The sequence below is a fragment of the Microbispora sp. H10830 genome (assembly GCF_014161375.1).
Taxonomy (GTDB): domain Bacteria; phylum Actinomycetota; class Actinomycetes; order Streptosporangiales; family Streptosporangiaceae; genus Microbispora; species Microbispora catharanthi.
The window spans coordinates 57493-83163 of the sequence record NZ_JABBWX010000004.1; the positions used below are offsets into that span (position 1 = coordinate 57493).

Here is a 25671-nt window from a genome sequence, read left to right on the forward strand (position 1 = left end):
CTTCCATCCGCCGCGCCGGCGCAAAGTGTGGCGGGAGGGGCGCTCAGGCGTCGTCGAAGAGCGTGGGCACCGCCACGGAGCCGACGGCGTCAGGAGGCGGAGTCAGGCCGAGGTGCGCCCAGGCGGTGGCGGTGGCGACGCGGCCCCTCGGGGTGCGGGCCAGCAGCCCCTGCCGCACCAGGAAGGGCTCGGCCACGACCTCGACGGTCTCCGGCTCCTCCCCCACGGCCACCGCGAGCGTCGACAGGCCCACCGGGCCGCCGCCGAACTTGCGCAGCAGCGCGTCGAGCACGGCCCGGTCGAGCCGGTCCAGTCCCTCGGCGTCCACCTCGTAGAGGTTGAGCGCCGCCGCCGCGACCTCCCGGGTGATCACGCCCTCCGCGCGGACCTCGGCGAAGTCGCGCACCCGCCGGAGCAGGCGGTTGGCGATGCGGGGCGTGCCGCGCGAGCGGCGGGCGATCTCGTGGGCGCCCTCGTCCGGCAGCTCCACCGACAGCAGCCGCGCGGAGCGCCGCAGCACCTGCTCCAGCTCGGCCACCTCGTAGAAGTCCATGTGGGCGGTGAAGCCGAACCTGTCACGCAGCGGCGCGGGCAGCAGCCCCGCCCGGGTGGTGGCCCCGACCAGCGTGAACGGGGCGATGTCGAGGGGGATCGAGGTGGCGCCGGGGCCCTTGCCGACGACGATGTCCACCCGGAAGTCCTCCATCGCGAGGTAGAGCATCTCCTCCGCCGGGCGGGCCATGCGGTGGATCTCGTCGATGAACAGGACCTCGCCCTCGGTCAGCGTGGACAGGATCGCGGCGAGGTCGCCCGCGCGCTCCAGCGCCGGGCCTGAGGTCATCCGCAGCGGCGCGCCGAGCTCGGAGGCGATGATCATGGCGAGCGTCGTCTTGCCGAGCCCGGGGCCGCCGCTCATCAGGACGTGGTCGGGCGGGCGGTTGCGGCGCAGGGCGCTCTCCAGCACCAGCGACAGCTGCTCGCGCACCCGGCCCTGTCCGATGAACTCGTCCAGGCGCCGGGGGCGCAGCGCGGCCTCGATCGCCTGCTCGTCGCCCTCCGGTTCCGGCGACACGAGATCCCGCTCGAAGCTCACTCGACACCATCCGCTCGACCTGCCGGGATCCGTCCGCTTCCCGGTGAAACTTTCATCGAACCATCAGCCCGCCACGCGCCCCGCACGGCGGGCGAGGCGCGGCCCTTCACGAGGTCACCGCACGCTCAGCGCGCGCAGGGCGGACTTGAGCAGCGCGGCCACCCGCGGGGTGCGACCGGCGGCGACCTCCGCCTCGGCCTCCGCGGTGACCGCAGCGACCGCCTCGTCGGCGTCCCTGGACGAGTAGCCGAGCCCGACCAGTCCCGCATGGACCTGGTCGCGCCAGACGGGCGCCGCCGCCGCGCCGTTGATCGCGGCGTCGACGGCCGCCGCCGGGGTGCCGAGCTTGTCCTTGAGTTCGAGCACGATGCGCTGCGCGCCCTTCTGGCCGATGCCGGGCACCATCGTCAGGGCCTTGATGTCGGCGCTCGCCACCGCGACCCGCAGCGCGTTGGGCGCGTGGACCGCGAGCATGGCCAGGGCCAGGCGCGGCCCGACCCCACTGGCCGTCTGGAGCAGTTCGAAGACCGTGCGCTCGTCGTCGGAGGCGAAGCCGTACAACGTGAGCGATTCCTCGCGGACAACAAGCGAGGTCGACAGCCGGGCGGGTTCGCCGACGCGCAGTCCGGCCAGGGTGCCCGGGGTGCAGTGGACGAGCATCCCGACGCCGCCCACCTCGACCACGGCGCTGTCGGCTCCGATCGCCGCCACCTGCCCCGCAACGGATGCGATCACCGCGTGCTCCCTCCCCGGTCCGGACGCCCGGCCGCGACCTCGCCGGGCCTCCCAGTCCTACCAGAGCCCGCGGGCCCCGCACCCCCGGAACGGGCCCGGGCCAGGGCGTCGGCCAGGCGGTGCTGCACGCCGCCGCGCCAGACGTGGCAGATGGCCAGGGCGAGCGCGTCGGCCGCGTCCGCGGGCTTGGGCATGGCGTCGAGCCGCAGCAGCCGGGTGACCATCGTGCCGACCTGCTTCTTGTCGGCGTTGCCGTTGCCCGTGATGGCGGCCTTGACCTCGCTGGGCGTGTGCAGCGCGACCGGCAGCCCCCGCCGGGCCGCGCAGACGATCGCGACGGCCGACGCCTGGGCCGTCCCCATGACCGTACGGACGTTGTGCTGGGCGAAGACCCGCTCGACGGCGACCGCGTCGGGCCTGATCTCGTCGAGCCAGCGCTCGATCTCCGCCTCGATGACGACCAGCCGGGACCCGATGTCGTCGTCGGCCGGGGTGCGGACCACCCCGACCGACAGCAGGCTCAGCGGCGCGCCGGGACGGCCCTCCACGGCGCCGAGACCGCATCGCGTCAGCCCCGGGTCCACGCCCATCACCCGCAGTTGGGGCAACCGCACCGGCACGCCTCCCTGATCCCGGCGGCGCGGCCGCCGCTGCGCCGAACATCTGTTCGGTCGGTCACTCTATCGCGATCAGCGGCCGCGCGGGCGCGTCAGAAGTAGTCGATCATGTACGCGGCGCAGCCGAACGCGGCGTCCAGTGCGTCGTCGGCGTCGGGAGAGCCGCCGCTCAGCAGGCCGGCGCGGCGGAGCGTGGCCGTGGGCACGCCGGCGAACAGCGCGGACATCCCGCCGATCGTGAGCCGCGTCGCGTCCTCGTGTGCCCCCTCACCACGCGCCGCGTCGCGCCGCGTCACGGAGCCGGCGCCGCCGTCCACCCGCAGCACCCACGTGCCCGCGTTGCCCGGGCGCCGGGAGTCGGTCACCTCGACGGGGGTCTCGACGCGGACCCCCGCGGGGAAGCCGCGCCCCTCGACCGCGGCGGGCAGGTCGATCAGCCGGAACATCCACCGGGTCTGGGTGACCTCGTCCTTCGACCGCTCCCGCAGCATCCAGAGCACCGGGTCGGCGGGGTCGACGCAGGCGGTCACCGACTTCGCGACGGTCGAGGCGCTGCCGACCATCGACCACAGGGCCCTGGCCGTCGCCTCCGACCCCGCCAGCAGGTTGTCGACCTCGATGTCCCCGTCGCTCCACCGGTAGACGACGAACCCGTCCTCGGCCAGGTAACAGAAGTCGTCGTCGTCCTCCAGCCACAGCCGCCAGGTCCGCTCGTCGAAGCACAGCGGCCCGCTCGCGCGGGTGGCGGCGTGCACCCTGCCGATCAGGGCCACGAGCTCGGCCGCGTCGGCGGGGCCCATGCGGCGCAGCTTGACCGCGCCGGCCGCGCCGCCGGGGCCGCCCAGCGTACGCAGCGCCTCGGCGGGCACGGTGATCCGCTGGAGCACGCCGGCGTGCTCGTAGCCCGCGCTCCGGTACACCGGCGTGGTGGCCGGGTAGAGCGCGGAGACCGCGTGGCCGAGCTCCGCGCAGCGCTCGATGGCCGCGTGCGTGAGCGCCCGGCCCACACCCCTGCCGCGGTCCTCCGGCGACACCGTCACGCCCGCCACGCCGCCCATGGACAGCGGGCGGCCGTGCCACCACTGGACGTACGGGTTGATCCTGGCCGTGCCGACGAGACGGGGGCCGTCGAAGGCGCCCAGGTAACGGCCCTCGGGCAGCATCGGGGAGACGAGCTTGCGCCAGGTCTCGGCGCCGCCGCCGGACAGCGGGCCGAAGGCGCGCCTGCGGTTGTCGAGGACGGCGTCCAGGTCGTCGCTCGTGAGATGACGGATTTCCACAACCGGCCAAGCTATGCGGGCCCCGGCGGCCTCTGCCACCGGTTTTCCGCCCCCTCGCCGAGCTGGGGCCCGAAGCTCTCCGCCGATCCGGGGCCCGTGCCCGCCTCCGGCGTCAGGCCTCGACCTTCTCCATGACCTCGTCGCTCACGTCGAAGTTCGCCCAGACGTTCTGGACGTCGTCGCTGTCCTCGAGCGCGTCGATGAGCTTGAAGATCTTGCGTGCGCCGTCCTCGTCCAGCGGGACGTTGAGCGTCGGGACGAAGCTCATCTCGGCCGACTCGTAGTCGATGCCCGCGTCCTGCAGCGCCTTGCGCACGGGGATGAGGTCGGAGGCCTCGGAGATCACCTCGAAGTTCTCGCCGAGGTCGTTGACCTCCTCGGCCCCCGCGTCGAGCACGGCCATGAGCACGTCGTCCTCGGTCAGCGACCCCTTGGGGACGATCACGACGCCCTTGCGGTTGAACATGTACGACACCGAGCCGGGGTCGGCGAGCGAGCCGCCGTTGCGGGTCAGCGCCACGCGCACCTCGGACGCCGCGCGGTTGCGGTTGTCGGTGAGACATTCGATGAGGACCGCGACGCCGCCGGGGGCGTAGCCCTCGTACATGATCGTCTGCCAGTCGGCGCCGCCGGCCTCGAGGCCGCCGCCGCGCTTGCGGGCCCGCTCGATGTTGTCGATCGGGACCGAGTTCTTCCTGGCCTTGGTGATGGCGTCGAACAGCGTGGGGTTGCCGTCCGGGTCGGGCCCGCCGGTCCTGGCCGCGACCTCGATGTTCTTGATGAGCTTGGCGAAAAGCTTGCCGCGCTTGGAGTCCAGCGCCGCCTTCTTGTGCTTCGTCGTCGCCCATTTGGAGTGGCCGGACATCGCCTAGAGCTCCCTCACCATTTCGACAAAATACGAGTGCACTCGCGCGTCGCCGGTCAGCTCCGGGTGGAAGGACGTCGCGAGCAACGGTCCCTGTCGGACCGCGACGATCCTATCCCCAGCTTCGGTGCGGCCCAGCACCTCCACGTCGGGCCCCACGGACTCGACCCAGGGCGCCCGGATGAAGACGGCCCTGATCGTCCCGCGCCCGGCGAAGTCGAGATCGGCCTCGAACGAGTCGACCTGGCGGCCGAAGGCGTTGCGCCGGACCACCATGTCGATGCCGCCGAGCGTCTCCTGGCCCTCGATGCCGCCCTCGATCCGGTCGGCCAGCATGATCATCCCGGCGCACGAGCCGTAGGCGGGCATGCCCTCCTTGATCCGCAGCCGCAGCGGTTCGAGCAGCTCGAAGATGGTGGCGAGCTTCCACATCGTGGTCGACTCCCCGCCCGGGACGACCAGCGCGTCCACCGCGGCGAGCTCCTCCTGCCTGCGCACCGGCGTGGCGGCCGCGCCCGACTCCTCCAGAGCGCGGATGTGCTCGCGCACGTCGCCCTGCAGGGCGAGCACGCCGATCTTGGGTGCGGACGTCACGGTTTCCCTTCCTGTGGTGACCCTGTTCAGGGTATGGCCACGGTCTTGCGCGCCCAAAACGATAAATCAGGAGCGGCCCAGCTTGGCCAGGGCGGGGAGGGCGCGGGCGATGGCCGTGCGCTCCTCGGGGGTCAGCGCGCCCAGCCGGCCGGACAGGTAGGCGATCCTGGCCTGCCGTACGGCCCGGAGGCGGTCGCGGCCCTCGCCCGTCAGTTCGACGGTGCGCACCCGCGCGTCGGAGGCGTCGGTGCCCCGCGCGACGAGACCGGCCTCCTCCAGGCGGTTGACCTGCACGCTCATCGTCGGCAGCTGCACGCCGTGCTCCTCGGCCAGGTCGGTCATCCGGCACGCGCCGTCCTCAAGGGAGCCGAGCACGGAGTACTGCTGGGCGGTGACCGGCTGCCCCGCCGTCGTACGGCGCAGCAGCATCACGATGTGGCGCAGCTCGCGAGACAGGTTCTCGGCGAGCCGTCCGGTGTCGTCGGTCGTCATAGCAGGTCACCATAACGGTGGCCGGCCCGGAGCAGACGAAGCGGGCGGCGCCCCCGGAAAGGGGACGCCGCCCGCTTGGCGCACCTGAGCGCGCCGTCAGGGGCGCTCGGTCTCCTGCCGCACGGTCTCCTCCACCATGTCCTCGGCCGTGATCTCCCGCCGCGCCGCGATCGAGGGGTCGAGCGGGCGCAGGTAGGTCTGCTGTACGCCGGGCACCCTGTCCTCGATCACGAACGTCGCCCTGGTACGCACCTCGGAACCGGGAGCCGAGACGACGGGCACCACTTTGAAGTCGGCGGTCAGCGCGTCCTTGTCGATCTTCGTCAGGACGTAGCCGCGCTGGTTGTTGTAGAACTTCAGGTGGGGGTTGATCTTCAGGAACGGGTGCGCCGCCGGGTCGGAGTCGGCCCCGTCGCCGGTGGTGCTGATGGAGGTCGTCACCAGCTCGGACCCGACCGTGGGACCGGTCGGGTCGTCGTAGTCCAGCTTCAGGTCGCTCGCCCAGTGCGCGTGCACGTCTCCCGTGAGCACGACCGGGTTGCGCACGCCTGCGTCGATCCAGCCCTGGGTGACACGCCGCCGCGACGCGACGTAGCCGTCCCAGGCGTCCTGGCTGGTGATCTTCGCCGGCCCGGCGTTGTTGTCGCGCTGGGCGAAGAAGACCTGCTGGCCGATGACGTCCCAGCGCGCCCGCGACCGGCGGAACCCGTCGAGCAGCCACACCTCCTGCTCGAAGCCCATGATCGAGCGGGCCGGGTCGACCGCCTCGGGGCAGTCCTTGTAGCCGTCGCCGCAGCCCTGGTCGTCGCGGAACTGCCGGGTGTCGAGCATGTGGAAGTTCGCCATCGCCCCCCACCTGACCCGCCGGTAGAGCTGCATGTCGACGCCGCGCGGCACCGAGGTGCGGCGCAGCGGCATGTTCTCGTAGTAGGCGCGGAAGGCGGCGGCCCGGCGTTCGAGGAAGGTGGGCTGCTCCTCCGGGTGCTCCGGCATCTCGTCGGCCCAGTTGTTGTCCACCTCGTGGTCGTCGAAGACGACCAGCCACGGCGCGCCGGCGTGCGCGGCCTGCAGGTCGGGGTCGGTCTTGTACTGCGCGTGCCGCTGGCGGTAGTTCGCCAGCGTCGTCGTCTCCGGCCCCTCGTGGTCGCGCACGTTGCCGCCGGCGGCGACGTAGGTGTTCTTGGTGTACTCGTACTGGTAGTCCCCCAGGTGGAGGACCAGGTCCGGGTGGTCCTCGGCCAGGCGGCGGTAGGACGTGAAGTAGCCGTGCTCGTACTGCGCGCAGGACACGAAGGCCATCGTCAGCGGGCCGCCGAACGACAGCGGGTGCGGCGCGGTCAGGGCCCTGCCGGCCGGTGAGACGTACGGCCCGACCCGGAAGCGGTACCAGTACTCCCTGCCGGGTTCCAGGTGGTCCACCTCGACGTGGACGCTGTGCCCCCATTCCGGGCTCGCCTCGGCCACGCCCGCCCGCACGACGCGGCGGCAGCGCTCGTCGGCGTAGACCTGCCACTGCACGGAGAACGCCCGCTGCGGCATGCCGCCGAGCCCGTCCTCGGCCAGCGGCTGCGGGGCGAGGCGGGTCCAGATCACGAAGCCGGCGTGGTCGGGGTCGCCCGAGGCCACGCCGAGCGTGAACGGGTCGGAACGCAGGCCGCGGGAGGCGGGTTCGCCCGCCGCCTCGGGCGTGGGCGTGGGGGCCGCCGAGGCGGCGGCGGGGATCGCCGTGACGGCGCCCGCGGCGAGTCCGGTGACGAGGAAGGAACGACGATCGAGGCCGGGCAATTGGGCTCCCTGTGACGATCAGAGGCGGGACGCCCGCAGCCTGACGATCGATCGTGACAGGAGAGTAAAGATCGGCGGAACGATATCGGTCCCCCGAAAGGCGACATCACCGCACCGTCGCCCCAAATCCGGCATAAGGCCGCAAACAGCAAGAACGCCCGGCTGGGAGGTCCCAGCCGGGCGTCCGTCCCCTGGTTTCGGGGAATGTCTACCAGCCGCGCTCGGCGAGGCGGTGCGGCGCGGGGATGTCGTCGACGTTGATGCCGACCATCGCCTCGCCCAGACCGCGCGAGACCTTGGCGATCACGTCGGGGTCGTCGTAGAACGTGGTGGCCTTGACGATGGCGGCGGCGCGCTTGGCGGGGTCGCCGGACTTGAAGATGCCCGAGCCGACGAACACGCCCTCGGCGCCGAGCTGCATCATCATCGCGGCGTCGGCCGGGGTGGCGATGCCGCCCGCCGTGAACAGCACCACCGGCAGCTTGCCGGTCTTGGCGACCTCGGCCACCAGCTCGTACGGCGCCTGCAGTTCCTTGGCGGCGACGAACAGCTCGTCCTCGGGCAGCGAGGTGAGGCGCTTGAGCTCGCCCCGGATCTTGCGCATGTGGGTGGTGGCGTTGGAGACGTCGCCGGTGCCGGCCTCACCCTTGGAGCGGATCATCGCGGCGCCCTCGGTGATGCGGCGCAGCGCCTCGCCGAGGTTGGTGGCCCCGCACACGAAGGGGACGGTGAACTGCCACTTGTCGATGTGGTTGGCGTAGTCGGCCGGGGTGAGGACCTCGGACTCGTCGATGTAGTCGACCCCGAGCGCCTGGAGCACCTGGGCCTCGACGAAGTGGCCGATCCTGGCCTTGGCCATCACCGGGATGGAGACGGCGTTGATGATGCCCTCGATCATGTCGGGGTCGCTCATCCGGGACACGCCGCCCTGGGCGCGGATGTCGGCGGGGACGCGCTCCAGCGCCATGACGGCGACGGCTCCGGCGTCCTCGGCGATCTTGGCCTGCTCCGGGGTGACGACGTCCATGATGACACCGCCCTTGAGCATCTCGGCCATGCCGCGCTTCACGCGGGCGGTGCCGACGGCGGTGGTCTCGTTGACTTCGGAGGTGCTGCTGGACACGGTGATACCTCACGACGGCGGGCCTACGGAATCCCCTCCATGGTAGGCGCTGGCCGATCCCGCACCCGACGCACCCTTCTGTCAGAGTCGATCAGGCGTTTTGTCCATCATGGCGCGACATCATGGTGCGACGGGCTTGCGCGAGGCGAGCACGACCCAGACCTGGCCGCGGGCGAACGGCATGGGCGTGCCGTCGGCCATGGTGTAGGTGGTGCCCTCCTTCTCCGATGCGCGCGACCACTTCACCCGGTAGGCCTGGCCGTCCCTGAGCACGACGCCGGTGCCCTTGCCCACGGTGTGCACGAGCGGGGTGTAGCTGCCGGTGAAGTCGTGGAACTCCGAGCGGTCGGTCTTCACCCACTGGATGACGATCGTCGGGGCGCCCTGCTGGCCGCCCTCCGCCGCCATGTCCTTCTCGCCGTCCTGCGTCACCAGCCAGCGCTTCTGGGCGGCGGACCAGGCGAACGTGAAGCGGGCCGCCGGATAGCGGACGCTGACGCTCTTCTGCGGCGTACCCCCGGCCGGCGGTTCGTCGGAGAAGACGAAGCCGATGTCGTCCGCCTTGCTCGCCTGCGGCGCCTTGGCCAGCAGCTTCCTGGGACTGCCGATCAGGTTGTACGGCGCGACCCGCCCGGCCGCGCGGGTGTAGGCGCCGGGGACCCGGCTGTCGGACACGTCGAACAGCGAGGCCTTCTGGACGAAGGGGATCATCTTCGTCTGCACGCCGGAGTAGGCCAGGGCGGGCTTGCCGAACATCGGGAGGATGTGCAGGTCGGAGATGCGGGCGCTGCGGACCGGCCCCACCTGGGCGGGCAGCTTCGAGGAGAAGATCGCCATGAGCCGGGTGAGCCCGCCCTCGACCTGCTCGACGAAGACGACGTCGGCGCTGCGCAGGCCCATCTGCGGCTTGCCCGCGTGGGTATTTTCGATCTTCACCGCGAGGACCGGCTTGCGGGCGGCGACGGGACGGCCGGTGAACGGATGCTCGGGAGGCGGCGTCGGCGACGGAGACGCCAGCGGGCTCGCGTCCTGAGACTGGGCGGCGGGCTTGTCGTCGCCCGAGCACGCGGTTCCGGTCAGGATGACCGCCATGGCCAGCGTGAAGCCGATCCCTGCCCGCACCGTACCCGCTCCTCCCGGTGGAGAGCCCCCGCCGCCAGGCACGACGGACCTGGCCCACGCAGACCCGTTGACCAGCATGGCAATGAAACGGCATGAGCTTACCGGGATCAGACCGAAATGCCCGACAAAAAGTGACTATCCAGTAGCGAGTGATTCGGGCGGTTCGTCGTCGATGTCGAAGAAACGGGGCGGATCGGTGTGCCCGGCCAGGCGCAGCGTGCGGGCCAGCCAGCGCCGCTGCGCCGTACGGGTGACGCCGGCGGCGTTGTTGTAGAACCGGCGCGAGTAGACGACCTTCGCGACGGCCGTGTCCAGCTCGTCCAGCAGCGCCGCCCCCGCGGGATGCTCGGCCAGCTTCTCCCGGAACCGCTCCTGGTCGACCACCGCCCGCAACGTCCTCGACAGGTCGCTCTCGGCGTGCTCGCGCTCGTCCGGCCCCGCCGTACGGGCCTCGTGGGCGGCCGCGGCGAGCACCAGCGAGGTGGCGGGGTCGAGGATGCGCGAGCCGGCGAGCTCCAGGCAGACCGCGGCTCGGCGCAGCAGCGCGGCGTCGAGCGCGGCCTGCGCGGTCTCCAGGCGGATGTGGAGACGGTCGAGCCGCCCGGCCCGCCAGGAGACGTAGACGGCGAACAGCACGACGACCACGGCCGCCACGAGGATCAGGGTCGTGGTCACGCCGGCACCTCCCCGTACGCGGCCTGATCGCTGCGGATCGTCATGGCAGCACGTCCTCCACCACGCCCGCGCTGGCGTGGGCGACCGTCTCGTAGACGCGCACGACCTCCCGCGCGACCGTCGACCAGTCGTACTTCCACACCGCCTGGCGGGCCTCGTCGGAGAGCTTCGCGCGCCGCTCGGCGTCGTCGAGCAGCCGGGCGGCCTCCCCGGCCAGGGCGACGGGGTCCCCGGTGGTGAACAGCGCCCCCGCCTGCCCCTCGCCCAGCACGCGCCGGAAGGCGGGGATGTCGCTGGCGAGGATCGGCGCCCCGGCCGACATGGCCTCGGTGAGCACGATGCCGAAGCTCTCCCCGCCCAGGTTGGGCGCGCAGAAGACGTCCACGGAGTGGTAGGCGCGCACCTTGTCGGCCTCGCTGACCATGCCGAGCAGCCCGACCCTGTCCCGGTACTGCTTGGGCACCCGCCCGAGCACGTCGTCGGGGTCGCCGGGGCCGGCGATCAGCAGGCGCAGCGCGGGCCGCTCGGGGGCCAGCAGGGCGAACGCCTCCAGCAGCACGGCCATGCCCTTGCGCGGCTCGTCCATCCGCCCGAGGAAGCCGATCACGTTGCCGTTCGGGCCCCAGCCCGGCAGCGGCTCACCCTCGGCGTACCTGCGCACCGTGACGCCGTTCGGGATCAGCACCGCGTCGCCGCCGAGGTGCTCCACCAGCGTCTTGCGGGCGGCGTCGGAGACCGCGATCCTGCCTGTGATCTTCTCCAGCGCGCTCTGCAGCATCGGCGCGGCCACCGACATCGCCCGCGACCGCTCGTAGGAGGCGTGGAACGTCGCCACGATGGGCCCGCGGGCGACCCAGCAGGCGAGCACCCCGAGGGACGGTACGGCGGGCTCGTGCACGTGCAGCACGTCGAACCCGCCCTCCCTGATCCACTTGCGCACCCGGTTGGCCGACAGGAACCCGAACGCCAGGCGCGCGACCGACCCGTTGTACGGCACGGGCACGGCGCGGCCCGCCGGGGTCACGTACGCCGGCAGTTCGGCGTCGTCGGCCGCGGGGGCGATGACGGACACCTTGTGCCCGTCGTCGATGAGCGCCTCGGCGAGGTCCCTGATGTGCGCCTGCACGCCCCCGGGGACCTCCCAGGTGTACGGGCAGACGATGCCGACGTTCACGACCCGGCCCCGGCGCGGGGCTCCAGGTCGTCGAGCCACAGGCGCTGGAGCATGTGCCAGTCCTCCGGGTGCTCGGCGATGCCCTTCTCGAACACCGCCGCCAAGGCCTGGGTCGTCACACTGACCTTCTCCTCCCGCGTCCCCTCGGTCGGGACCGGGATCTCCTCGTGGATTCGGATGCCCCAGCCGTCCCCGTCGAACCACAGCACGGCGGGCAGCAGCGCGGCGCCCGTCTGGATCGCCAGCACGGCGGGTCCGGCGACCATGCGCGTCCTGGCGCCGAAGAACTCGACCTCGACGCCGGAGGCGGTCAGGTCGCGCTCGGCGGGCAGGCAGACCGGCTTGCCCTCGCGCAGCCGCTTGGCGAGCGTGCCGAACGCCATGGCGCTGCCGCCGTCCCTCGCGGTCAGCGGCAGCACCTCCATGCCGAGTTGCTCGCGGTAGGCCACGAAGCGCTCGAACAGCGACTCCGGCTTCAGCCGTTCGGCGACGGTGGTGAAGCGGTGGCCCATGTGGACCAGCCAGGCCCCGGCGAGGTCGTAGTTGCCCATGTGGGGCAGCGCGATCACCACTCCCCTGCCCCGGGCGAGGTTGTCGAAGATGTGCTCGCCCCCGGTGGCCCGGGTGCCGTCGAGGATGCGCTCGCGGGTGTAGGCCGTGAAGCGGAACGACTCCATCCAGTATCGGAAGTAGGAGCGCATGCCGGCCCGGCTGAGGTCGCGCACGCCGGGGTCGCCGGGGTCGCCGCCGACGACGCGGGCCAGGTTGGTCTCCAGGCGGAGCACGGACTTGCCCCGCCTGCGCCACAGCCGGTCGGCGAGCACCCGGAAGAACCAGGCGGCCAGCCGTTCCGGCACGTATCGGACCACGGCCCAGCCGACGGTGTACGCCGCCGCGACCAGCCGGTCGGCGAGCGGCGCCGCGCCGGGTCGCGGGGGCCGCCCGGGGGGTGGGCCGGCCGTGCCCTTCATCTGACCACCGCCTGTCTGTAGACGTGCACCATCCGCTGGACCACCGTGACGGCGCTGGCGGCGGCGAGCAGCCAGAGCCCGGCCGCCAGGACGTACGGCACGCCCAGGCCGGACAGGCCGGCCGCGACGAGCACGACCACGAGACGCTCCCCACGCTCGGCGATGCCGACGTTCGCGGTCATGCCGAGGCCCTCGGCCCTGGCCTTGGCGTAGGAGACCAATGCTCCCGCGACGAGACAGAAGAGCGCGACTGTCGCGAGGACGATCTCGGGTTCGTCCTTGAGGACGAAGTAGAGGATCAGCCCCGAGAAGATCGAGGCGTCGCCGAGACGGTCGAGCGTGGAGTCCAGGAAGGCGCCCCACGTGCTCCCCTTGCCCGTCATCCGGGCCAGCACGCCGTCCAGGAGGTCGGCGAGCACGAAGAACGTGATGACGAGCGTTCCCGCGAACAGATGCCCGAGCGGGTAGAAGACGAGAGCCGAGACCACCACTCCGAGCGTGCCGATCGTGGTGATCACGTCGGGCGAGATCCCCCAGCGGGCGAGGGCTCGCCCCAGCGGGGTCATGACTCGGGTGACGGCGGGACGCAGGATGTTCAACATCGCCGTCCGATCGTAGGCCATCCAGCGCCGCCGCACCTCGCAAGCACATTCCGCCGAAAAGTCTTGTGATATGCGCCACATGGGTAAAGGGTGAAGAGCACGCGCCCGCAGGACCGCGTGGAGATGTCACGGAGGTGAACCGCCGTGTCAGCCGCCGCACGGTCCTGGAAGGGCGAGGCCCCCGGGCGCGGACAGCGACGGCACGAGCGGCCGGCGCGGGGTGCGTGCCACGTGCCCATCCCGACCGCTCAGAGATTCGGGAGGCGATGTGGCCGAAAGATCAACCGGCGCGACAACAGGGGCCGCGGGCAGGGCACCCGCGGCCGATCGGCCGGACATGGTGCGCAATGTCGTGCTGGTCGGCCATTCCGGGGCCGGGAAGACCACGCTGGTCGAGGCGCTCCTCACGGAGACGGGCACCATCCAGCGTCCCGGCCGGGTCGAGGACGGCACGACGGTCAGCGACTTCGACGAGGTGGAGGTGCGCCAGCAGCGTTCCGTGAACCTGTCGGTCGCCCCCGTCGTCCACAACGGCATCAAGATCAATTTTCTGGACACCCCGGGGTACGCGGACTTCGTCGGCGACCTGCGGGCCGGGCTGCGCGCGGCCGACGCGGCGCTGTTCGTCGTCTCGGCGGCCGAGGGCGTGGACGGGCTCACCCGCATGCTCTGGGAGGAGTGCGCGCTCGTCGGGATGCCCCGAGCCGTGGTCATCACCAAGATCGACCACCAGCGCGCCAACTTCGACGAGGTCCTCGCCACCTGCCAGGACGCGTTCGGCGACGGCGTGGCGCCGCTCTACCTGCCGGTGGACGGCACCGGGCTGCTCGGCCTGCTGTCGCAGCGGCTGTTCGACTACGGCGGCGGGCGGCGGACCGAGCGGGAGCCGGACGCCGACCAGCTCGCGCTCATCGAGCAGTACCGCGGCGACCTCATCGAGGGGATCATCCAGGAGAGCGAGGACGAGTCCCTGATGGACCGTTACCTCTCCGGTGAGACGATCGACACCAAGGTGCTCATCGACGACCTGGAGAAGGCGGTCGCCCGGGCCGGCTTCTACCCGGTCCTCGCCACGGCGCCCGGCGTCGGCATGCTGGAGCTGCTGGAGATCGTCACGCAGGGCTTCCCCTCGCCCCTGGAGCACCCGCTGCCGAAGATCACCTCGATCGACGGCAAGCCGTGCAGGGAGATCACCGCCGATCCGGACGGCCCGCTCGTGGCCGAGGTCGTGAAGACCACGAGCGACCCGTACGTGGGACGGATCAGCCTGGTCCGGGTCTTCTCCGGCACGCTGCGACCGGACATGACGGTGCACGTCTCCGGCCACGGCCTGGCGGAACGGGGGCACGAGGACCACGACGTCGACGAGCGGGTGGGCACGCTGTCGTCGCCGCTCGGCAAGTCGCAACGGACCGTGGGCAAGTGCGTCGCCGGGGACATCTGCGCGGTCGCCAAGCTGTCGCGGACCGAGACGGGCGACACGCTCTCGGACAAGGACGACCCGCTGCTGGTCGAGGCGTGGACCATGCCGGAACCGCTGTTGCCGGTCGCCATCAGGGCCAGGTCGAAGGCCGACGAGGACAAGCTCAGCCAGGCCCTGAGCCGCCTGGTGGCGGAGGACCCGACCCTGCGGCTGGAGAACAACGCCGAGACCCGCCAGCTCGTGCTGTGGTGCATGGGCGAGGCGCACGCCGACGTCCTGCTCGACCGCCTGGCCAAGCGGCACGGGGTCGAGGTCGAGAAGATCGACCTGCGCGTGCCGCTGCGGGAGACGTTCGCCGGAAAGGCGCAGGGCCTGGGGCGCAACGTCAAGCAGACCGGCGGCCACGGGCAGTACGCGATCTGCCACATCGAGGTCGAGCCGCTGCCGTCGGGCGGCGGGTTCGAGTTCGTCGACAAGATCGTGGGCGGCGTGGTGCCGAGGCAGTTCATCCCGTCCGTGGAGAAGGGCGTGCGGGCGCAGATGGAGCGCGGGGTCGTCGCCGGCTATCCGATGGTCGACGTGCGCGTCACGCTCTACGACGGCAAGGCGCACTCGGTCGACTCCTCCGACATGGCCTTCCAGATCGCCGGTCAGCTCGCGCTCAAGGAGGCCGCGTCCAAGGTGGCGACGCACCTGCTCGAACCGGTGGACGAGGTCTCGGTGCTCGTGTCGGACGAGTACGTCGGAGCCGTGATGTCCGACCTGTCCTCCCGCCGCGGCAGGGTGCTCGGCACCGAGCCGGTCGGCACCGGCCGCACGCTGGTGCGCGCCGAGGTGCCGCAGCTGGAGATCACGCGGTACGCGATCGACCTGCGGTCGCTGTCCCACGGGGCGGGCACGTTCAGCCGCTCCTTCCTGCGGTACGAGCCCCTGCCCGCCCACCTTGCCGAGAAGGTGGCCGCGGCGGGCGAGTAGCGGCCCGATCGCAGCGATTCCGAGCGATCTGGAGACCCCGGCGGCCCGCCTCCCGTCCGCCGGGGTCTTCGCAGCTCACGCGCACCGTCGCCGACGCCGGGTTTCGCACGTCCGGGGTAAGGGGAGCCCCAGAGGGTGCCCCGCGTCACATCCGCATCACAAGTTCATTTCGTTTTTCTGGCTAAACCGCTCTTTTGCCGATGTAAGACTTATGGCCGGACTTACTGGCAAATCGGAGGGGTAGCCACGTGACCGAGCGGAGACAGGTCGTCCGCCCGTTGATCGCGACCACCGTCATCGCCGCCGTCGCCGTCGGAGCCGCCTACACGTTCGGCCCCGGCGCCCAGGCCGAGAAGGTCGGCGCCGAAAAGGCCGGCCGCACGGCGGTGCCGAAGGCGACGCGGCAGCACGTCGACGCGGAGACTCTCACGGCGGCGGACACCTGCGCCACCAGCGTGAAATACCCCAAGCGCCAGCTTCGGGGCGTCTGGATCGCCACCGTGCACAATCTCGACTGGCCGTCGAAATCGGGGCTGTCGCCCGACCGGCAGAAGGCCGAATATGTGAAGATCCTCGACAACGCGGTCAAGCGGCGTCTGAACGCGGTGTTCTTCCAGGTGCGGCCGGCCTCGGACGCGATCTACCGCTCGTCGATGGAGCCGTGGTCCCAGTGGCTCACCGGCACGGCGGGCAAGGACCCGGGCTGGGACTCGCTGCCGTTCCTGGTGGAGGAGGCCCACAAGCGCGGCCTGCAGTTCCACGCGTGGTTCAACCCCTACCGGGCGGCCGACTCGGCCTCCTCGAAGCTGCCCGCCGGGCACCCGGCGCTGCTGCATCCCGACTGGACCGTCAAGCACGAGGGGAAGCTGTACTACAACCCCGGCCTGCCGCAGGTGCGCGACTGGGTGACCAAGGTCGTGACGGACGTCGTCAAGCGCTACGACGTCGACGGCGTCCACTTCGACGACTACTTCTACCCCTACCCCGGCCAGGGCACGCGGTTCGCCGACCAGGCCGCGTACAAGAAGTACGGCAAGGGCCTGACGCTGGCCGACTGGCGGCGGCGCAACGTGAACCAGCTGGTCGCCCAGGTCTCGCAGGCGGTCCACACGGCCAAGCCGTACGCCGTCTTCGGGATCAGCCCGTTCGGCATCTGGCGCAACAAGGCCGAGGACCCGGCGGGCTCGGCCACCAAGGGCATGTCGGCCTACGACTCGATCTACGCGGACGCCAGGGCGTGGATCAAGGCGGGCTCGGTCGACTACGTGATGCCTCAGCTCTACTGGCCCCGGGGATTCGCCGCCGCCGACTACTCGGTGCTCGCCAAGTGGTGGGCCGACGCGGTGAAGGGCACCGACGTCGACCTCTACATCGGGCAGGCGCTCTACCGGGTGGGCACCGCCGACACCCCGGCCTGGACCAAGGCGGGCGAGCTGCCCGCCCACCTCACGCTGAACCGCAAGTATCCGGAGATCTCGGGCGACGTCTACTTCAGCGCCGCGCAACTGGTGAAGAACCCGCTGGGCGTGCTCGACCGGATCGTGAAGAGCCACTACGCCCACCCGGCGCTGCCGCCGATGCTCAGGCAGGGGTCCGCGCCCGCGGCCCCGCGCGGGGTGAAGGCGGCCGGCGGGACGCTGACGTGGCAGGCTCAGCCGGGCGCCCAGTCATACGGGATCTACCGGGTGACGGGCCAGGACGCCTCCTGCGCCACGGCGGACGCGCGCAACCTGGTGGCCGTCGTGCCGGCCTCCCAGGCTCCGTCGTACGCCGCCGGCGACCCGGGCGCCTACTACGTCACCGCCGTCGACCGCCTCGGCAACGAGAGCCCCGCGACCCGGGCGGCCTGACCCGGGCTGGGGCCCTCCGCTCCGCCGGGACGGGTCGTCGCGGATTGCTGCGCGGACGTCGGCGCGTCCGATAGCGTGGTCGCGAGTTTTTTCAAGATCACGACGGGGACCGCGCGTACCGGGACCGCGCGTACTGGGACGGGGGGTCGCCGGTGAAAGGCACGTGGGTGAAGCGCGCGGTCGTCGCCGTCGTGTTCGGCGTCGCGGTCGTGGCCTCCGCTCCCGCGGCGGCCGCGTCCGCCGGACTCGCGGCCGGGCCGGCGACGGCGGCCGGTGAACGGGTCGTGCTCGTCGGAATCCCCGGCCTGATGTGGAGCGACGTCACCCCGGCCGACACCCCGAACCTCTGGCGGCTCGCCGGCGACTCCGCCCTCGGCTCCCTGTCGGTGCGGGCCGTGCGCAAGGACACCTGCCCGTACGACGCCTGGCTCACGGTCTCGGCCGGGGTGCGGTCGGCGGTGGGGGGAGCGTGCGGCATGGCCCCCACGCCCAAGGCCGACGGCGAGGGTGCGGTGGTCCCCGAGTTCTCCTGGCTGTGGGAGGTGCGGGAGCAGCGCGAGGCGGGCACGCTCGGGCAGGCCCTGCACGCGGCCGGGCGGACGACGATGGCCGTCGGCCCGGGAGCGGCGCTCGCGCTGGCCGACCGCGAGGGCCGGGTGGACGCCTACGCCCCCTCGCCCGCCGAGGTCACGCAGTGGTCGCGCGGCGACGTGGTCGCCGTGGAGATTCCCGACCTCGTCGCGCCCTACGTCTCCGGCGACCGGCTGAGCGACGTACCCGAGCGCCTGTCCGCGGACACGCGGCGGGCCGCGGCGCGGGCGGCCGACGCGAAGCTGGGCTCGTTCCTGCCGCGGCTCGGATCGGCGACGGTGCTGGTCGCCGGGCTCTCCGACCACGGTTCCGTCCCCCACCTCAGGACCGCCATGCTGCGCGGTCCCGGCAGTGGATCCGGCGGTGGACTCGCCGGTGGACCGGCGCGGACGCTCGGCGCCCGGTCCACCCACAGGGACGACATGATCATCCTTCCGGATCTCACCGCCACGATCCTGGCCAGGACCGGGGTGGCCGCTCCCCCGGCCGTCGTCGGCGTGCCTGTCGAGACCCATGCGACGGGTGGAAACCTGGACGAGCGTGTGGCGGCCCTGCGCACCGCCGACGTCGCCGGGCAGACGATCCGCGACACGACAGGCGTCTTCTTCACCACGCTCGCCGTGCTCCAGGTGGTCTTCTACGTCACCGCGTTCCTGCTGCTGCGCCGCCGCGACGGGCTGCCCGCAGTGCGGGCCGCCGCCGTGGCGCTCGCCTCGATCCCCGTGTCGACCTACCTCGTCAACCTCACCCCGTGGGCACGTGCGGCACAGCCCGCGGTCACGCTCTTCGCCTCGATCGCGGCGATCGCCGCGGCGCTGACCGTGGCGGCCCTCGCGGGACCGTGGCGGCGGGGCGTGCTCGGGCCGCTGACCGTGATCGCGGCGGTGACCGCCGCGGTGCTGCTCGGCGACCTGCTGACCGGCACGCCCCTGCAGCTCAACAGCCTGATGGGCTACACGGGCGTGGTCGGCGCCCGCTACTACGGACTGGGGAACATCCCCTTCGCGTTGCTCGCCACGGCCGTGCTGCTCGTCACCACGGCCGCCGCCGATCGGCTGGTGAGAGCGGGCCGCAAGGCCGTCGCGGTGGCCCTGGTCGCCGCGCTCGGGGCCTTCGCCATGCTGCTCGACGGCTGGCCGGGCGTGGGCAGCGACTTCGGCGGCGTCATCGCCTTCGTCCCCGGCATCGCGGTCACCGCCCTGATCGTGGCGGGCAGGCGGGTGTCGATCGTCAAGCTGGGTGCGTTCTGCGCCGCGGGCGGCGTTCTGGTGATGGCGATCGCCTACCTCGACTACCTGCGCCCCCCGGCCAGCCAGACGCACCTGGGCCGCTTCGTGGGGCAGGTGGCCGACGGCACGTTCCTGCCGGTGATCTCCCGCAAGCTCGGGGCCATGCTCTCCACGCTGCTCAGCCCCAACCTGATGCCCGTGGTGATCGCCGCGTTCGCGTTCCTCGTCTTCGCGTTGCTTCGGCCGGGGGCGGCGAGCGCCGGCGTCCTGCCGATCGCGTTCGAACGGGCGCCCATGCTCAGGGCGGGCCTGCTCGGCGCGCTCGTGAGCGGCCTGGTCGGCATGCTCGTCAACGACTCGGGGGCCGCGGTGCTGTCCATGGCCCTGGCTCTGGCCGTGCCGCTCGTCCTCAGCGCGGGCATCCGCGCCCTGCAGCACGGCGAGCCGGTCCCGGCCGCCGGATCGCCGGGCCTGCCGCCGAGCCCCGCGGCGGCCTGACACCGCTCGGGCGACCGGCTCCTGTCCGAGGAGCGGTCAGGAGGTCGCGGGCCAGGCGTCGGCGAGCAGGTCACGCGTGTCGCGCAGCAGCTGCGGCAGCACCTTGGTGCGCCCGACCACCGGCATGAAGTTGGTGTCGCCGCCCCACCGGGGCACGACGTGCTGGTGAAGGTGGGCGGCGATGCCCGCGCCCGCCACACCGCCCAGGTTCATGCCGACGTTGAAGCCCTGCGCCCCGCTCGCCTTGCGCAGCGCCTGCGTCGCGCGCTTGGTGAAGTCGGCCAGCTCCGCCGTCTCGGGCCCATCGAGGTCGGCGTAGTCGGACACGTGCCGGTAGGGGCAGACCATCAGGTGCCCGGAGTTGTACGGATAGAGGTTGAGCACCGCGAACACGGCCGATCCCCGGGCCACGATCAGCCCGTCCTCGTCGGTGAGCTTGGGAATCTCGCAGAACGGGCAGCCGTCATCCGCGCCGGACCCGCTGGGCTTGTTCTCACCCTTGATGTAGGCCATCCGGTGCGGGGTCCACAGGCGCTGGAAGCTGTCGGGAATCCCGGCGCCCGACTGCTCGATCGGCTCTGAATCCACGTCCGCGATCTCCTCCGCTCCCGTTGTCCCCGTGCACTGTCGCATTTGGTACTGGGCACTGGCAGCAGCATATGACCTCGCGGATCTCCTCTCACCGGCCGGGTTGCACCAGGCCGACGACCACCGGGCCCACGACCACCGGGCCCACGACCACCGGGCCCACGACCGACGGCCCACCGATATCCGCGGACACCGGGCGGCCCGCTCGGTCATCGGGCAGAATGCACCTGCCGGACGCCCCACCCCCGAGGAGCCGTCACATGAGTGAGACCGCCGCCGTCGAGGAGCGAGTGGAAGAGCAGACCGACGCGTACGCCGAGGGGAGCCTCGACGACCCGGCGGGCCTGGAGGCGGCCGACCCGGCGGCGCCGGAACACCCCCTGCGGACGCCGAGGCCCGAGGCGCCGACCGCCGACGTCCTCAAGGGCCGGATCAAGGTCGCCGACGAGGTGGTGGAGAAGGTGGCCGCGCTGGCCGCCCTGGAGATCCCCGGCGTCGCCGACCTGGGCGGCGACCTCGAGCGCGCCTTCGAATCCGTACGTGACCGCATCGGCGTGGGGACCAAGCGGGCGACGCAGGGCGTGCAGGCCAGGATCCAGGACCAGCGGGTCTCGGTCGACGTGACCATCGTCATCGTGTACGGCCACGTGGTGATGGACGTCGCCACCGAGGTCAAGGTCAACGTCGCCCGGTCGGTGAGCCGGATGCTCGGCATGCGTGTGGTTGAGGTCAACGTGACGGTCGACGACGTCCGCCTCCCCGGCCAGGACTCCCCCACCGGGGACGCCCCGGCCGCCTGAGCCGGCCCAGCGCCGCCGGAGAACCCAGCGCAGCCAGAGGACTGCCCCCGCGACCGGGGAGATTCACCTCGCACTGCCGGGAGAAGCGAGAACGCGGGGGCCCCAGGTGGGGGCCGCCCGCGTTCGGGACGACGACGGGTCAGACCTGGATGCGGCGGCGGACCGCGTCGACGATCTCGGCGACCGCCTGCTCGACCGGCACGCCGTTCTTCTGCTCGCCGCTCCGGTAACGGAAGGAGACCGCGCCGGCGGCGATGTCGTCATCGCCGGCCAGCAGCATGTACGGCACCTTGGCCTTCTGCGCGTTGCGGATCTTCTTCTGCATGCGGTCGTCGCTCTCGTCGACCTCGACCCGGATGCCCTCCTCGCGCAGCCGCTTGGCGACGTCCTGCAGGTAGGGCACGTGGGCGTCGGCGATCGGGATGCCGACCACCTGCACGGGGGCCAGCCACGGAGGGAAGGCACCCGCGTAGTGCTCGACCAGCACGCCGAAGAACCGCTCGATCGACCCGAACAACGCCCGGTGGATCTTGACGGGCCGCTTCCTGGTGCCGTCCGCGGCCTGATATTCCAGCTCGAACAGCTCGGGCAGGTTGAAGTCGAGCTGGATGGTCGACATCTGCCAGGTGCGGCCGATGGCGTCCCGCGCCTGCACGGAGATCTTGGGGCCGTAGAAGGCCGCGCCGCCCGGGTCGAGCACCAGCTCCAGGTTCTCGGACTCGGCGACCTCGCGCAGCGTCTCGGTCGCCTCCTCCCACACCTCGTCGCTGCCGACGTACTTCTCCGGGTCCTTGGTGGACAGCTCCAGGTAGAAGTCGTCGAGGCCGTAGTCGCGCAGCAGATCGAGCACGAACCGCAGCAGCGACTTGAGCTCGTCACGCATCTGCTCGGGTGTGCAGTAGATGTGCGCGTCGTCCTGGGTCAGCCCGCGTACTCGGGTCAGGCCGTGCACCACGCCCGACTTCTCGTACCGGTAGACCGTGCCGAACTCGAACAGCCGCAGCGGCAGCTCGCGGTAGGACCGCCCGCGCGCCCTGAAGATCAGGTTGTGCATCGGGCAGTTCATCGGCTTGAGGTAGTAACGCGCGCCCTCCAGCTCCATGGGAGGGAACATGCCGTCGGCGTACCAGTCGAGGTGGCCGGAGATCTTGTAAAGATTCTCCTTCGTGATGTGCGGGGTGTTCACGAAGGAGTAGCCCGCCTCCTCGTGCCTGCGGCGCGAGTAGTCCTCCATGACCCGGCGGATGACGCCGCCCTTCGGGTGGAAGACCGGCAGGCCCGAGCCCAGCTCGTCCGGGAAGGAGAACAGGTCGAGCTCGGCGCCCAGCTTGCGGTGGTCGCGCTTTTCGGCCTCCTCCAGGAAGTGGAGGTACTCGTCCTGCTTCTCCCGCGACTCCCAGGCGGTGCCGTAGATGCGCTGGAGCTGCGGGTTCTTCTCGCTGCCGCGCCAGTAGGCGCCGCCCGACCGCATGAGCTTGAACGCCGGGATGACCCGGGTGCTCGGCAGGTGGGGCCCCCGGCACAGGTCCTTCCAGCACAGCTCGCCCGTCTTCGGGTCGAGGTTGTCGTAGATGGTCAGCTGGCCGCCGCCGACCTCGACGCTCGCGCCCTCGGTGGACTCGGCCGCGCCGCCCTTGAGCCCGATCAGCTCCAGCTTGTACGGCTCGGCGGCGAGCTCGGCGCGGGCCTCGTCGTCGCCGATCGGACGGCGCCGGAAGGTCTGCCCCTGCTTGACGATCTCGCGCATGCGCTTCTCGATGCGCTTGAGGTCGTCGGGAGTGAACGGCTCGCGGACGTCGAAGTCGTAGTAGAAGCCGTTCTCGACCGGCGGGCCGATACCCAGCTTGGCCTCGGGGAAGATCTCCTGGACGGCCTGGGCCATGACGTGCGCGGTGGAGTGGCGCAGGATGGCCCGGCCGTCGGAGCTGTTGATCGCGACCGGCTCGACCACGTCGCCCTCGGCGACCTCGGCGGCCAGGTCGCGCAGCTCGCCGTTGATCCGGGCGGCGATCACCGACCTGCCGTCGGCGCCGAGTGCCTCCCCGGCCGTCGTACCCGCCGCCACCACGCGCTCGGCTCCGGCGAGGGTGATGCGTATCTCAAGGGCGGCGGACACGGTGGCTCCTTAGGACAGGGTCGACGCATGGATCTCGGTGGCCGCGCGCACGCGAGGCGGCGGCTCCGGTCCCATCCGATGCTACCGGTGCCGTCGCCCCCGAATGGCGGTGATGCGCCGCGCCCGCCGCCGAACCCGCTCCCCGGAATCAGTACGGCCACGTCCAGTCGCGGATCTCGGCGGGGTCCTCGCCGAACTCGCGGGTGTGGGCGCGGGCGCGCAGCCGGGCGTCGGCCATCCGCTGGCGCAGGTGGGCCGCCCTGCTGCCCAGGCCTGGCACCCGGTCGATCACGTCTATCACCAGGTGGAAGCGGTCGATGTCGTTGAGCATCGCCATGTCGAACGGCGTGGTCGTGGTGCCCTCCTCCTTGTAGCCGCGCACGTGCAGGTTCTCGTGCCCGTTGCGCCGGTAGGTCAGGCGGTGGATCAGCCACGGGTAGCCGTGGAAGTTGAAGATGATCGGCCGGTCGGTGGTGAACAGCGCGTCGAACTCGGCGTCGCGCAGGCCGTGCGGATGCTCGGAGGCCGGCTGCAGCCGCATGAGGTCGACCACGTTGATCACCCGGATCCGCAGCTCGGGCAGGTGCTCGCGGAGCAGCGCGACGGCGGCCAGGGTCTCCAGGGTGGGCACGTCACCGGCGCAGGCCAGCACGACGTCGGGATCCGTGCCCTCGTCGGTGGAGGCCCAGTCGAGGATGCCCAGCCCGCGGGTGCAGTGGACGATCGCCTCGTCCATGCTCATCAGGTCGAGCACGGGCTGCTTACCCGCCACGACGACGTTGACGTAGTCGCGCGAGCGTAGGCAGTGGTCGGCGACCGACAGCAGGGTGTTGGCGTCCGGCGGCAGGTAGACGCGGACGACCTCGGCCTTCTTGTTGACGACGACGTCGAGGAAGCCGGGGTCCTGGTGGCTGAAGCCGTTGTGGTCCTGGCGCCAGACGTGGGACGACAGCAGATAGTTCAGCGAGGCGACCGGCCGCCGCCAGGGGATCTTGCGGGAGGACTCCAGCCACTTGGCGTGCTGGTTGAACATCGCGTCCACGATGTGGATGAACGCCTCGTAGCAGTTGAACAGCCCGTGGCGGCCGGTCAGCAGGTAGCCCTCCAGCCAGCCCTGGCACTGGTGCTCGCTGAGCACCTCCATGACCCTGCCCCGGGGACCGATGTTCTCGTCGGTGGGCAGCAGGGCGGCCTCCCACTCCTTGTCGGTCGCCTCGAAGACGGCGGACAGGCGGTTGGAGGCGGTCTCGTCCGGGCCGAGCAGCCGGAAGTTCGTGGGGTTGGCCGCGATGACGTCGCGCAGGAACGCCCCGAGGACGCGGGTCGGCTCGCTGGAGGCGCTCGCCGGGGCCTTGACCTCGACCGCGTAGTCGCGGAAGTCGGGCAGCGTGAGCGGGCGCAGCAGTTCCCCGCCGTTGGCGTGCGGGCTGGCGCTCATCCGCAGCGGCCCGTCCGGGACCGTCCGCGTGATCGTCTCGACCGGCCGGCCGTCGGCGTCGAACAGCTCCTCCGGGCGGTAGGAGCGCATCCACTCCTCCAGCATCGCCAGGTGTGCCGGGTTGTCGCGCACGCCGGCGAGCGGCACCTGGTGGGCGCGCCACGTGCCCTCGACCGGGAGCCCGTCGACCTCGCGCGGCCCGGTCCAGCCCTTCGGCGTACGCATAATGATCATCGGCAGCGGGCCGCCGTCGGCCATCTCGTCGAAGACGGTGTCGAGGGTCGCGGCCATGAGCTCGTGCATCTCCGCCGGTTCCTGGCCGGAGACGATGTGCGGCCGGTAGCCGTACCCCTCGAAGAGCTTGACCAGCTCGCCCTCCGGGATCCTGGCCAGCACGGTCGGGTTGGCGATCTTGTAACCGTTCAGGTGCAGGATCGGCAGGACCACCCCGTCGGCGTCCCGGTTGAGGAACTTGTTGGAATGCCAGCCGGTGGCGAGCGGGCCGGTCTCGGCCTCGCCGTCGCCGACGACGCAGGCCACCACCAGGCCGGGGTTGTCGAAGGCCGCGCCGTACGCGTGGGAGAGGGCGTAGCCGAGCTCGCCACCCTCGTGGATGGAGCCCGGAGTCTCGGGGGCGACGTGGCTGGGGATGCCACCGGGGAAGGAGAACTGGCGGAAGAGCCTGCGCATGCCCTCGGCGTCCTGGGTGACGTGGGGGTAGCGCTCGGTGTAGGTGCCTTCGAGCCACGCGTGGGCGACCGCCGCCGGGCCGCCGTGACCGGGGCCGGCGATGTAGATCATGTCCTGGCCGCGCTCCCGGATGATCCGGTTGAGGTGGGCGAAGCAGAAGTTGAGCCCGGGCGTCGTGCCCCAATGGCCGAGCAGCCGCGGCTTGACGTGCTCGGGGCTGAGCGGCTCGGTCAGCAGCGGATTGTCCATCAGGTAGATCTGGCCGACGGACAGGTAGTTCGCGGCCCGCCAGTAGGCGTCGATGTTCCCGTATGCGTCCATGCCCCTGACACTTTCCCAGCAGCG

The 25671-nt window shown here is 71.7% G+C and carries 21 protein-coding genes; 4 read left to right on the plus strand and 17 right to left on the minus strand.

The window, feature by feature from the left end; translation table 11 throughout:
* Positions 1–43 precede the first annotated feature (43 nt).
* The 14 genes from ruvB to pgsA all read right to left on the minus strand — a co-directional run bounded on the left by ruvB (position 44) and on the right by pgsA (position 13128).
* Positions 44–1093 (minus strand): Holliday junction branch migration DNA helicase RuvB, encoded by a 1050-nt coding sequence (gene ruvB, locus HHX35_RS12600; protein ID WP_182899034.1) that lies wholly within the window; start codon positions 1091–1093, stop codon positions 44–46.
* Positions 1094–1207: 114 nt separating this feature from the next.
* Positions 1208–1828, minus strand: coding sequence for a Holliday junction branch migration protein RuvA (ruvA, locus tag HHX35_RS12605; protein WP_182899035.1), 621 nt, complete (start codon positions 1826–1828; stop codon positions 1208–1210).
* Positions 1825–2427, minus strand: coding sequence for a crossover junction endodeoxyribonuclease RuvC (gene ruvC, locus HHX35_RS12610; RefSeq protein ID WP_182899355.1), 603 nt, complete (start codon positions 2425–2427; stop codon positions 1825–1827). The genes ruvA and ruvC overlap by 4 nt, the downstream gene beginning before the upstream one ends.
* Positions 2428–2537: 110 nt before the next feature.
* Positions 2538–3725, minus strand: a complete 1188-nt coding sequence (gene eis / locus HHX35_RS44585; protein WP_182899036.1) for an enhanced intracellular survival protein Eis — start codon at positions 3723–3725, stop codon at positions 2538–2540.
* A 112-nt stretch (positions 3726–3837) separates the two neighbouring features.
* The gene (locus HHX35_RS12620) at positions 3838–4590 is read right to left on the minus strand and encodes a YebC/PmpR family DNA-binding transcriptional regulator (RefSeq protein WP_139575028.1); all 753 of its coding nucleotides are present in this window, start codon (positions 4588–4590) and stop codon (positions 3838–3840) included.
* Between the two features lie 3 nt (positions 4591–4593).
* Positions 4594–5184, minus strand: coding sequence for a pyridoxal 5'-phosphate synthase glutaminase subunit PdxT (pdxT, locus tag HHX35_RS12625; protein ID WP_182899037.1), 591 nt, complete (start codon positions 5182–5184; stop codon positions 4594–4596).
* 66 nt (positions 5185–5250) lie between these two features.
* The gene (locus HHX35_RS12630; protein ID WP_182899038.1) at positions 5251–5676 is read right to left on the minus strand and encodes a MarR family winged helix-turn-helix transcriptional regulator; all 426 of its coding nucleotides are present in this window, start codon (positions 5674–5676) and stop codon (positions 5251–5253) included.
* A gap of 96 nt (positions 5677–5772) precedes the next feature.
* Positions 5773–7461 carry an alkaline phosphatase gene (locus HHX35_RS12635; protein ID WP_182899039.1) on the minus strand — a complete coding sequence of 563 codons (1689 nt, stop codon included), beginning with the start codon at positions 7459–7461 and terminating at the stop codon, positions 5773–5775.
* Positions 7462–7669: 208 nt separating this feature from the next.
* Positions 7670–8584, minus strand: coding sequence for a pyridoxal 5'-phosphate synthase lyase subunit PdxS (gene pdxS, locus HHX35_RS12640; RefSeq protein ID WP_182899040.1), 915 nt, complete (start codon positions 8582–8584; stop codon positions 7670–7672).
* 120 nt (positions 8585–8704) lie between these two features.
* Positions 8705–9706: a DUF3048 domain-containing protein gene (locus HHX35_RS12645; protein ID WP_310739046.1), complete on the minus strand. Its 1002-nt coding sequence runs from the start codon at positions 9704–9706 to the stop codon at positions 8705–8707.
* A 135-nt stretch (positions 9707–9841) separates the two neighbouring features.
* Positions 9842–10381 (minus strand): hypothetical protein, encoded by a 540-nt coding sequence (locus HHX35_RS12650; protein ID WP_182899041.1) that lies wholly within the window; start codon positions 10379–10381, stop codon positions 9842–9844.
* Positions 10382–10421: 40 nt separating this feature from the next.
* Positions 10422–11555 (minus strand): glycosyltransferase family 4 protein, encoded by a 1134-nt coding sequence (locus tag HHX35_RS12655; RefSeq protein ID WP_182899042.1) that lies wholly within the window; start codon positions 11553–11555, stop codon positions 10422–10424.
* Positions 11552–12526, minus strand: a complete 975-nt coding sequence (locus tag HHX35_RS12660; RefSeq protein WP_182899043.1) for a phosphatidylinositol mannoside acyltransferase — start codon at positions 12524–12526, stop codon at positions 11552–11554. The genes HHX35_RS12655 and HHX35_RS12660 overlap by 4 nt, the downstream gene beginning before the upstream one ends.
* Positions 12523–13128 (minus strand): phosphatidylinositol phosphate synthase, encoded by a 606-nt coding sequence (gene pgsA / locus HHX35_RS12665; RefSeq protein WP_139575037.1) that lies wholly within the window; start codon positions 13126–13128, stop codon positions 12523–12525. Before pgsA ends, HHX35_RS12660 begins: the two co-directional genes overlap by 4 nt.
* 268 nt (positions 13129–13396) lie before the next feature.
* Here pgsA and HHX35_RS12670 point away from each other — a divergent pair, with 268 nt between their 5' ends.
* The 3 genes from HHX35_RS12670 (at position 13397) to HHX35_RS12680 (ending at position 19694) form a co-directional block, all read left to right on the plus strand.
* Entirely contained in the window at positions 13397–15526 is a 2130-nt protein-coding gene (locus HHX35_RS12670) for an elongation factor G-like protein EF-G2 (RefSeq protein ID WP_182899044.1), read from the plus strand.
* Positions 15527–15774: 248 nt separating this feature from the next.
* On the plus strand, positions 15775–17376 hold the full coding sequence (locus HHX35_RS12675) for a family 10 glycosylhydrolase (RefSeq protein ID WP_182899045.1): 1602 nt from the start codon (positions 15775–15777) through the stop codon (positions 17374–17376).
* Positions 17377–17543: 167 nt separating this feature from the next.
* Complete coding sequence (locus tag HHX35_RS12680) at positions 17544–19694, plus strand: hypothetical protein (RefSeq protein WP_182899046.1); 2151 nt, start codon at positions 17544–17546, stop codon at positions 19692–19694.
* Between the two features lie 36 nt (positions 19695–19730).
* Here HHX35_RS12680 and HHX35_RS12685 read toward each other — a convergent pair whose 3' ends face one another.
* Complete coding sequence (locus tag HHX35_RS12685) at positions 19731–20327, minus strand: HIT domain-containing protein (protein ID WP_182899047.1); 597 nt, start codon at positions 20325–20327, stop codon at positions 19731–19733.
* 215 nt (positions 20328–20542) lie between these two features.
* Between HHX35_RS12685 and HHX35_RS12690 the strand changes: the two genes are divergently transcribed.
* The gene (locus tag HHX35_RS12690; RefSeq protein ID WP_182899048.1) at positions 20543–21082 is read left to right on the plus strand and encodes an Asp23/Gls24 family envelope stress response protein; all 540 of its coding nucleotides are present in this window, start codon (positions 20543–20545) and stop codon (positions 21080–21082) included.
* A 139-nt stretch (positions 21083–21221) separates the two neighbouring features.
* Here the strand turns inward: HHX35_RS12690 and thrS are convergent, their stop codons facing one another.
* Together thrS and HHX35_RS12700 are read right to left on the minus strand one after the other, a co-directional pair.
* Complete coding sequence (gene thrS / locus HHX35_RS12695) at positions 21222–23198, minus strand: threonine--tRNA ligase (protein ID WP_182899049.1); 1977 nt, start codon at positions 23196–23198, stop codon at positions 21222–21224.
* Positions 23199–23346: 148 nt separating this feature from the next.
* A complete protein-coding gene (locus HHX35_RS12700) occupies positions 23347–25647 on the minus strand; it encodes a phosphoketolase (RefSeq protein WP_182899050.1) in 2301 nt (766 codons plus the stop codon).
* Positions 25648–25671 lie beyond the last annotated feature (24 nt).